This window comes from uncultured Microbacterium sp., assembly GCF_947632095.1.
Lineage (GTDB): Bacteria > Actinomycetota > Actinomycetes > Actinomycetales > Microbacteriaceae > Microbacterium.
In genome coordinates this window covers 1-8,895 of record NZ_CANROA010000061.1, presented here as the reverse complement: position 1 = coordinate 8,895, position 8,895 = coordinate 1, and the positions used below count along the sequence as shown (strand labels likewise).

At 67.3% G+C, this 8,895-nt stretch carries 9 protein-coding genes; 5 read left to right on the top strand and 4 right to left on the bottom strand.

Annotation, left to right across the window (positions count from 1 at the left end):
- Window positions 1-330 precede the first annotated feature (330 nt).
- Window positions 331-840 (bottom strand): methylated-DNA--[protein]-cysteine S-methyltransferase, encoded by a 510-nt coding sequence (locus tag Q0Z66_RS11220; RefSeq protein ID WP_298041151.1) that lies wholly within the window; start codon window positions 838-840, stop codon window positions 331-333.
- Between the two features lie 194 nt (window positions 841-1,034).
- Here Q0Z66_RS11220 and Q0Z66_RS11215 point away from each other — a divergent pair, with 194 nt between their 5' ends.
- Entirely contained in the window at window positions 1,035-4,697 is a 3,663-nt protein-coding gene (locus Q0Z66_RS11215) for an AAA family ATPase (RefSeq protein ID WP_298041149.1), read from the top strand.
- Window positions 4,690-4,881, top strand: a complete 192-nt coding sequence (locus Q0Z66_RS11210) for a hypothetical protein (RefSeq protein ID WP_298041148.1) — start codon at window positions 4,690-4,692, stop codon at window positions 4,879-4,881. Before Q0Z66_RS11215 ends, Q0Z66_RS11210 begins: the two co-directional genes overlap by 8 nt.
- Before the next feature lie 53 nt (window positions 4,882-4,934).
- On the opposite strand, the gene mscL is transcribed toward Q0Z66_RS11210, so the two are convergent.
- Genes mscL through Q0Z66_RS11195 form a run of 3 tightly spaced genes read right to left on the bottom strand, consistent with a single transcriptional unit; the run spans window position 4,935 to window position 6,259 of the window.
- On the bottom strand, window positions 4,935-5,345 hold the full coding sequence (mscL, locus tag Q0Z66_RS11205; protein ID WP_298041146.1) for a large conductance mechanosensitive channel protein MscL: 411 nt from the start codon (window positions 5,343-5,345) through the stop codon (window positions 4,935-4,937).
- Between the two features lie 30 nt (window positions 5,346-5,375).
- On the bottom strand, window positions 5,376-5,645 hold the full coding sequence (locus Q0Z66_RS11200) for an FmdB family zinc ribbon protein (protein WP_298041144.1): 270 nt from the start codon (window positions 5,643-5,645) through the stop codon (window positions 5,376-5,378).
- A 17-nt stretch (window positions 5,646-5,662) separates the two neighbouring features.
- On the bottom strand, window positions 5,663-6,259 hold the full coding sequence (locus Q0Z66_RS11195; RefSeq protein ID WP_298041142.1) for a 5-formyltetrahydrofolate cyclo-ligase: 597 nt from the start codon (window positions 6,257-6,259) through the stop codon (window positions 5,663-5,665).
- A 51-nt stretch (window positions 6,260-6,310) separates the two neighbouring features.
- Between Q0Z66_RS11195 and galU the strand changes: the two genes are divergently transcribed.
- From galU to Q0Z66_RS11180, 3 genes are all read left to right on the top strand, one after another.
- Window positions 6,311-7,198 carry a UTP--glucose-1-phosphate uridylyltransferase GalU gene (galU, locus tag Q0Z66_RS11190; protein WP_298041140.1) on the top strand — a complete coding sequence of 296 codons (888 nt, stop codon included), beginning with the start codon at window positions 6,311-6,313 and terminating at the stop codon, window positions 7,196-7,198.
- 25 nt (window positions 7,199-7,223) lie between these two features.
- Complete coding sequence (locus Q0Z66_RS11185) at window positions 7,224-7,853, top strand: GNAT family protein (RefSeq protein ID WP_298041138.1); 630 nt, start codon at window positions 7,224-7,226, stop codon at window positions 7,851-7,853.
- Between the two features lie 75 nt (window positions 7,854-7,928).
- Entirely contained in the window at window positions 7,929-8,789 is an 861-nt protein-coding gene (locus tag Q0Z66_RS11180) for a hypothetical protein (protein WP_298041135.1), read from the top strand.
- Window positions 8,790-8,895: the final 106 nt, after the last annotated feature.

Here is an 8,895-nt window from a genome sequence, read left to right as displayed (position 1 = left end):
TGACGAACTATGTCGCGAGATCGCTCCTCGAAGCCGGCGGCTTCAGGCCCCGGCTACACCCTCGTTCGTGAAGAGCCGGATAAGAAGCTGGATCCGAATGCGAAAAGTACCCGGGAAGAGCTTGAAAAGGCCGAGGCGCAGGCGTGAAAATGGAAATGGTTGCGTCCCCAACGATCGATAGCAGTCCGGTGCTGAATATCGGAATACTCGCGGTACGAGTCTCCATCACGCTTTTATCGTGATCCGCGCGAGTCCCGACAGCAAGGCTGCCGGCGACGGAGGTCGATGTCGCACGCCGCACCGTGGCGGTCGTCGGCATCCGGGCGGTCGTCATCGCTCCAAATCGAGGAGGAAGCGCTTGCGCTCGGGGTGCGCGCCGTACTGGCCCGGGGAACCGTCGGAGCGCACGACGCGGTGAACCGGCAGGATCACGGAGAACGGTGTGATTCGGCAGGCTGTGCCCACGGCGCGGGCGGCGCCCGGACTGCCCGCGCGCACGGCGACCTCGCCATAGCTCATGGTCTCGCCCCACGGGATGTCGGCGATCGTCTGGAGTGCGGTGCGTGTGAATCCATCGACGAGACGCCAGTCCAGTGTGATCCTCGGGACGAATGACAGGGGAACGCCGGAGAAGTACTCATCGAGCAGCTCGGTCATCTCATCGGCGGCACCCGGATCGGGAACCGGCGTCGCAGCCAACCGGGTGCTCACCGATTCGAGGAGCCACGGAACGGAGGGATCGGTCGCCTCGGACAGATCGAAGCACACGACGCCGTCGTCGGAGAAGACGACCAGAGCGTCGCCGAAGGGCGTCGGAGCGAAGTCATAGCGGAACGTCATGAGTCCATCCTGCGGTGCCCGACCGGTCGTCGATCGGGATATCGCACGATCGGGGGAGGAAGGCGAAGGCGTCGGGGTTGTGCAGGAAAAGTGATCCATTCCTATGAAACCCGCCCAGGATACAGGCCTGTGAGAGGTGCTGAGCCTAGTCTGTGTATGTGTGGCGACGTGAAGACAGATCTGCGGATGCCGCGATGACCCTCGAAGAGCGCAGCGAGGATGAGACCGTCATCGCGGTCGATCACATCGCCGACGCCGAGCGCACTCGGTTGCGCGCCGAGGCCAGGGAACTGGGCGGACCATCCCCGCTGATCACCTACCGCGACACCGTCGAGGGCGGCATCGACATCTCCAAGGCCCACCCGGGGAGCCTGCCTCAGTTCATCACCGGCAAGTCGACGCTCCTGTCGAACCTCTTCCGCGACGAGGTGGGGCTGCGCACTGCGCGCATGGCCGCCGAACGGATCACTGCGAAGAACACCGAGCTGCGCACCGTCCGCGGAATCGATGCGGTCCACCTCGCGGTCGGTATCGCCGGCTGGCGCATCGGCGGAGCTGACTTCGCGGCCCCCGTCCTGCTGCGACCGCTCGCGATCCGGCGACACCACACCGATTTCGAGCTCAAGCTCCAGGGCGCGTTCTTCGTGAACCCCGAGCTGGTCCGCGCGGCGAGCGAGCACTTCGGCATCACGATCGATGCTGAAGCGCTGGCATCCCTCGCCTATGACGGCGGGATCTTCAAGCCGCAGCCGGTCATCGATCGGGTGCGCGCCGCCACCCAGTCCATCGACACCTTCACGGTGCTCCCGCGTCTCGTGGTCTCCACCTTCGCCGACGTCGGCGCGGCCATGTCGCGCGACGGGCACGACCTCGATCACCCGCTGCTGAACGCGCTGGCCGGACACATCGACGACCGCGAGCGCGTCACCGCCCCGCGCTCCGAACCACCGGCGACGAGTCCGGACGACCGTGCCCCGGCATCCGACACGCTCCTGCTCGACGCTGATGCCGAGCAGGAATCCGTGCTCGCGCGCATCGCCGCCGGCCACTCGCTCGCCGTCGCGACGCTGCCGGGAACGGGGGGCACGCAAACAGTCATCAACGCGCTGGGAGAGCTCGTCCGCGCCGGAAAGCGCGTTCTCGTCGTCTCGGCGCGCCGCTCCACGCTCGACGGTGTGCGCCACCGTCTCACGGGCGTCGGCCTGGACGGCCTCGCGGTCTCCCCGGCAACTGTCCGCCGCGACCTCGTGCGCGCGATCGGCCGCAATGAGAAGGCCGTCGCGCCCAAGGTCAGCGACGTCGATGATGCGCTCGTGCGCCTGCGGAGCGTCCTGCTCGACTACCGTCGCGCGCTCGCAGCGCCGGCGGCGGGTTTGGACGTCTCGGTGCTCGACGCCGTGCGCGAGCTGACACGGCTGGCGTCGCTGCCGAAGCCTCCGTCGACGACCGCCCGGCTGAACACCGAGACGCTGCGTCGCCTGTCGACCGATCGGGCGACGGCCGCTGCCGCCCTCGTGCAGGCGGCACGTCTGGGCGAATTCCGCTTCGGCCCCGATGATTCCCCCTGGTACGGCGTCTCGTTCGCCAGCACGGAAGCGGCTCGGTCCGCTCACGACCTCGCCGGTCGCCTGCACGCTTCCAGCGTGCCAGCTCTGCTGGAGCGCGGATATGAGCTGAACTCGCAGACGCGGATGCGGCCCTTCGCGACGATCGACGAGCTGGGGGAGTATCTGCGTCTCCTCGAGGGCATCCGCGATTCTCTCGACCGGTTCAGCCCCACGGTCTTCGAGCGTCCGCTCGGTGAACTGATCAAGGCGCACGGTTCCCGCCGGGATGCGCCGGAGATGTCTGGCCCGAATCGACGTCGGCTGCGTCGTCTCGCGAAGGAGTACGTCCGTCCCGGCGCTCACATCGGTGAGATGCACGAGGCGCTCCTGCACATCCAGCAGCAGCGCACCCAGTGGCAGCGCTTCGTCGATGCGGGTGTCGCCCCGGAAGTGCCGCTCGGCCTCGGGGATGTCTACGCATCCTGGCAACGGGTGACGGCGGAGCTCGCCGAGCTCGATGCCGCTCTCGGGCGTCGTGAGCCCTTGGCATCCCTGCCCGTCGAGCGTCTCGTGCGCACCCTCGCGGGGCTTGCGGCGAAGTCCGACGTGTTCGACAACCTCGTCGAGCGCGCGATCATCCGCGATCAACTCGCGGGCCTGGGACTCGAGCCACTGCTCGCCGAACTCTCGATCCGTCACGTCTCCGAGGACCAGGTCACCGAGGAACTCGAATTCGCGTGGTGGCAGTCCCTGCTCGAGCGCGCTCTGCAGGACAACCGATCGCTGCTCGGCGCCAACACGGCGGTCGTCGATCGCCTGGAGCGGGACTTCCGGCTCGTCGACGAGGCGCACGCCTCGATGTCGGGGCCGCTGCTGGCGGCGCAGCTCGGCGACCAGTGGCGCATCGGCATCGTCGATGAGCCCACCGAGGCGCAGAACCTTCGGCGGGCGCTCACGCAGGGCACCCCGACGACGGCCCAGATCGTTTCGGCTGCGCCGACGCTGATGAATGTGCTCGCACCGGCATGGATCTCCTCGCCCTATCAGGTTCCTGAGATTCCGGATTCCGTCGAGTTCGACACGGTTCTGCTCGTGGATGCCGCGGCCATCAACCTCGCCGAGGCGACTCCCGCCATTCGCCGCGCTCGTCAGGTCGTGGTCTTCGGTGACCCGGTCACGCAGCGCCCGACGCCGTTCGAGATGGCCGTCGCGGCCGACCCCGATGCGGAGTCGGAGGTGCCCTTCGATGAGATCTCGGTGTTCGAGCGTCTTGCCGAGCTGCTGCCGGTGATGACGTTGACCCGCAGCTATCGCGCAGGCGGCGAGGACCTCGCGGAGCTCATCAACGATGCTTTCTACGGCGGTGAGATCCTTTCGTTGCCCTGGGCCGGTTCCTACCTCGGACGCGGCAGCCTGACCGTCGACTACGTCGAGGGTGGCGTCGGAACGCCGAATGCGGTCTCCGGCGCGGTCGAGAGTCCGGATGCCGAAGTGGCGCGGGTCGTGTCCCTCGTGGTGGAGCACGCAGTGCATCGTCCGGCGGAGACGCTCATGGTCGTCACGGCCAGCGCCCGCCACGCGGAGCGCGTGCGCGCCGCGGTCACGACGGCGTTCGCGGGCCGCGCGGACGTCGCGGACTTCGTCGGGCGCGACACGGCCGAGCCGTTCGCGGTGCTGACCCTTGAGGAGTCCGTGGCGGAGAGCCGAGACCGCGTGATCTTCTCGCTCGGATACGGCCTCACCAAGCACGGACGCGTGCTCAGCGATTTCGGCGATCTGTCGACACCCGACGGCGAGCGTCTGCTGACGGTCGGGATGACTCGTGCCCGCCGCTCCATGGTCATCGTGTCATCGATCCGTCCCTCGTCCTTCGACGACGGACGCCTGGAGCACGGCGCGGCGACGCTCATGTCGATCCTCGGGGGTCTCGCGGCCCATAACCGCGACTCCCGCCTGGAGGACCTTGCCGATCCGCTCACCCGGGTGCTCGCCCGGGAACTGCGCCGGTACGGGGCATCCGTCGACGTCGACTACCGGGGCCTGCTGCCGCTCGTCGCCCAGCACGACGGCAAGGCCGTCGTCATCGAGTCGGACCGGGAGATATCCTCCGACTCGCTGCGGGAGAGTCTGCGTCTGAGGCCCCACGTGCTGCGCCGACTCGGCTGGCACTACGTGCGCGTGCACGCCTTCGATCTCTACAGCGACCCGGCGACAGCGGCATCCCGGATTGCCGCCGTGCTCGGCATCTCGGCCGACGCCGTGCGCGCCGAGCACGACACGCAGCCGATCGACCCGCGAAGCGATGTCTGAGCAGGCGGAGCCGCGTCAGCGTGTCGTCCGCGTCACCGGCAGTCGGAGAGCCCGGTTGACGGCGGTCGAGGGAACCGACAGTTCGCCGGACGTCGTCACGCACACGGCGCCCCGACCAGAGACGGTCACCGGCAGCGGCCCGAACGATGAGCGGATGCTGCGCGAGGTGCCGCCGCACTATTGACGCGGCCCCCGCCCCGCGAGCGGGACGAGGGCCGGGTGAAGCCGGAGGCCGGTTCAGCTGTCGGTGTTCGCCTTGCGCAGCAGGTCGCGGATCTCGATGAGCAGCTCCTGCTCGTTCGGGAGGGTCTCCTCCTCGACGGCGGGGTTCTTCGCCGCCTGGCGTTCCTTCCACTTGTTCATCGGCATGACGAACACGAAGTAGACGACCACGGCGACGGCGAGGAAGCTGATGATCGCGGAGATGAGGTCACCGAGGGGGAAGGTCACGGCATTTCCGTAGATGTTGGTCAGCTGCGGACCGAAGTTGCCCGCGGCATCCGCCTCGAAGAACAGAGCCACGAGAGGCTCGATGATGCTCGAGACCACCGCGTTGACGATCGCGGTGAACGCACCGCCGATGACGACCGCGACAGCAAGATCGATAACGTTGCCCTGTGCGATGAACTCCTTGAATCCCTTGAACACGGGACCCCCCCCTTTTCCGGTCCGCGGACCTCAGCTCGAGGACGTCGTCGTGGTGGCCGGCTTGGCGCTCGTCGACGACTCCGCCTTCGATGATGCCGACGATGTGCTCTTCGCACCAGCGCCACTCCGGGAATCGGTGCGATAGAAGCCGGAGCCGTTGAAGGTCACGCCGATCGAGCCGTACTGCTTGCGCAGTGCTCCGCCGCATTCGGGGCAGACGGTGAGGGCATCGTCGGAGAAGCTCTGGACGGCGTCGAAGGCGTGCGCGCAGGACGTGCACGCGTAGGCGTAGGTGGGCATGTTCTTCTCGGGATCGCTCAGTGCCGCGCGTGCGGCAGGGTGATGGTGCGGGTCGGGGTCACAAAGCCGTCGACCGGCTGATCGTGCAGTTCCCGGGGGAGGGACTCCATGACCTCGGAGTCATAGGTCACGGTATAGACGGGAGGACACTTCTGCATCGACCCGATGGTCTTGTCGAAGTAACCGCGGCCCCAACCGAGCCGCACACCATCGCTGGAAACGGCGGCAGCCGGGATGATCATGAGATCGACGTCGTTGACCGCGATCGGCCCGAGGACTTCTCCGGTGGGTTCGGGGAGCCCGTAGAGCCCCACGGAGATCTCGTCAGTATCGTCGGCGACGGCCCAGTCGAGGAGGCCGTCGGCGCGGGTGATGGGGAGCAGGACTCGGATGCCGCGGCGCACGGCGCGCGTGACGAAATCGAGTGTGCCGGGCTCGGTGGTGGTCGAGAGGAAGCAGGAGATCGAGCGGGCGCCGTGCTGTGCGATGAGCGCATCGAGCTGTTCGCCGATACCGGATGCGGCGCTTTCGCGCTGGCTTTCCGAGAGGAGGTGACGCCGTTCGCGCAGCTCTGCGCGCAGGGCGCGCTTCTGCTCGGTGAGTCCGGTCGACATGCCCTCGAGTCTACGTGCCCTTCTGGCGGGGGTGCCTACTAAGCTGGCCGCATGGGTAAGCAGTCGATGAAGGCGGTCATTCCGGCGGCGGGTCTGGGGACTCGGTTCCTGCCGGCCACGAAGGCGATGCCGAAGGAGATGCTCCCGGTCGTCGACAAGCCGGCGATCCAGTACGTCGTCGAAGAGGCGGCGGCGGCGGGCATCGATGACATCCTCGTGATCATCGGGCGCAATAAGAACGCCATCTCCAACCACTTCGATTCGGTTCCCGAGCTCGAGGTCAAGCTCACGGAGAAGGGCGACATGGGTCGCCTCGAGCGCGTCATGAAGTCGAGTGATCTCGCCGACATCCACTACTTGCGACAGGGGGAGCCCAAGGGGCTCGGCCACGCGGTTCTCCGGGCGAAGACGCATGTCGGCGACAGTTCTTTCGTCGTGATGCTCGGTGATGATCTCATCGATGAGCGCGATGCGCTGATCACGACGATGATGGAGCAGCACGAGCGCACGGGCGCGACGGTGGTGGCGCTCATGGAGGTCGATCCCTCGCAGATCCACATGTACGGTGCTGCGGCGGTCGAGACGACGGATGACGGTGACGTCGTGCGTGTTACGGGCCTCGTTGAGAAGCCCGCGCAGGAGGATGCGCCGTCGAACCTCGCGGTCATCGGTCGCTATGTGCTGCCGCCGACGGTGTTCCCGATCCTCGAGCGCACCGAGCCCGGCAAGGGTGGCGAGATCCAGCTGACGGATGCTCTGCAGGAGCTCGCCGCAGATGAGACCGGTCCCGGCGTCGTCGGTGTGATCTTCCGCGGCCGTCGCTACGACACGGGCGACCGCGTCGACTACATCAAGGCGATCGTGCAGCTCGCGGCCGACCGTGAAGATCTGGGCCCGGAGCTGCGTCCCTGGCTGAAGGAGTTCGGCGAGCGCCTGTGAGCGCGCGTCCGGACTGCGGATGAGGATGGACCTCATGCAGGAGTACCGGCACGGCCCGATCGAGCTTCGTCTGATCCGTACCCGGGATGCCCGCATCCTGCAGAACGAGCTCCTCCAGAACAGGTCTTGGCTGCAACGCTGGGAGGCCACGCTCCCGAACGCCTCGGCGTCCTTCGACATGCGCGTCAGCATCCGGCGTCTCCTGCAGCAGTATCGGGAGGGCGGCGGATACCCGTTCGTCATGCTGTACGACGGTGAGATCGCCGGGCAGCTCAACATCTGGGGTGTTTCGCGCGGATCGCTGTGCGCCGCGACGATCGGATATTGGGTCAGCGAGCGCTTCGCTGGGAAAGGCATCACCCCGACGGCTGTGGCGCTGGCAACGGATGCCGCGTTCCGGCAGTTCGGGCTGCACCGCATGGAGATCTGCATCCGTCCGGAGAACACCGCGAGCCTGCGCGTCGTCGAGAAGCTGGGCTTCCGGTATGAGGGAATGCGTCGCCGTTACATCCACATCGATGGGGACTGGCGGGACCACTACGCTTTTGCGCTGAACGCCGAGGACGTTCCTGGCGGAGTTCTGGCTCGCTGGGTGAACGGAGAAGTTCCGGTCGACGCGACCACCATTCCGCCCGCGGATCGCCTGCAGATCTGAGATTCGACACTTTGCGGTAGCGACACGCGCTGAGCGTGTAGGTGCCGCGGGCCGGTGTCGAATAGCGTGGAACCTATGAACGGGCCGGTGCTGAGTGGGGGCGTCATCGTCCTTGTCGCGGTGCTGCTCTGGATGCTCTATCTGCTGCCCTCGTGGCGCGGACGCTATCACTACCATGCTTCGGAACGGAACGCCGTGCGACTTAACCAGGCGCTGCGTGTGCTCGCCGAGACGAGCGAGACCCCCGACGAGGTGCGCCTTGAGCTCAGTGCGCGCACCGCTTATGCGCAGCAGAAGCTCGCGAAGCGCCTGCAGTCAGAGAAGGAAGCGGGCCAACTCGTGCGTCTGAGGGCCGAGCTCGCGGCGACGCGTGCCGATCCGGTGCTGCGTCAGGGGCGGGCCCGTCGGCGTGTTCGACTGGCGGCGAGCATTGTGCTGCTGTCGGGACTCATTCTCTCCGGGTTCGGAATCTGGCCGGCCGTTGCGACCGGTGCGTCCGCCGCGCTGTGGATCGGCGGTGCTCTGGCACTCGTCGGGCTGATGACGCTGCAGAAGATGGCGGCTGTTGCCCGCCGAGCGGCCCGCCGCCCGGCCGCTGCACCTATCGCCGTGCAGACCAAACCTCGTGTCGCGCCGCCATTGCATGATCAGGGGCCCGCGGTGTGGACGCCCCGCCCGCTGCCGGAGCCGATGGTGTCGGTGAGCGGTTCTCTCGCCCAGTCGGCGCAGGCCGAGATCGATGCGCAGCAGGAGCTGCGCCGGGCCGAGCGCATCGCGGCGCTGCGGGAGAGGGCCGAGCAGATGGCGCCGCCCGCCCCGGTGCAGCTGCCCGCCGCCCAGGAGGAAGCATCGCCCTATGCCCGGATGGGGATCGTCGATGACCGGGAGATCGAGGAGCACGTGCGTGCGCTTCTCAATCGCCGGGCGATCGGATGATGTGCACCTCGGCGTGTCGGACCTTTCAGGCGTGATAATCTAACTGAGGTTCACGGGCCTATGGCGCAGTTGGTAGCGCGCCTCGTTCGCATCGAGGAGGTCAGGG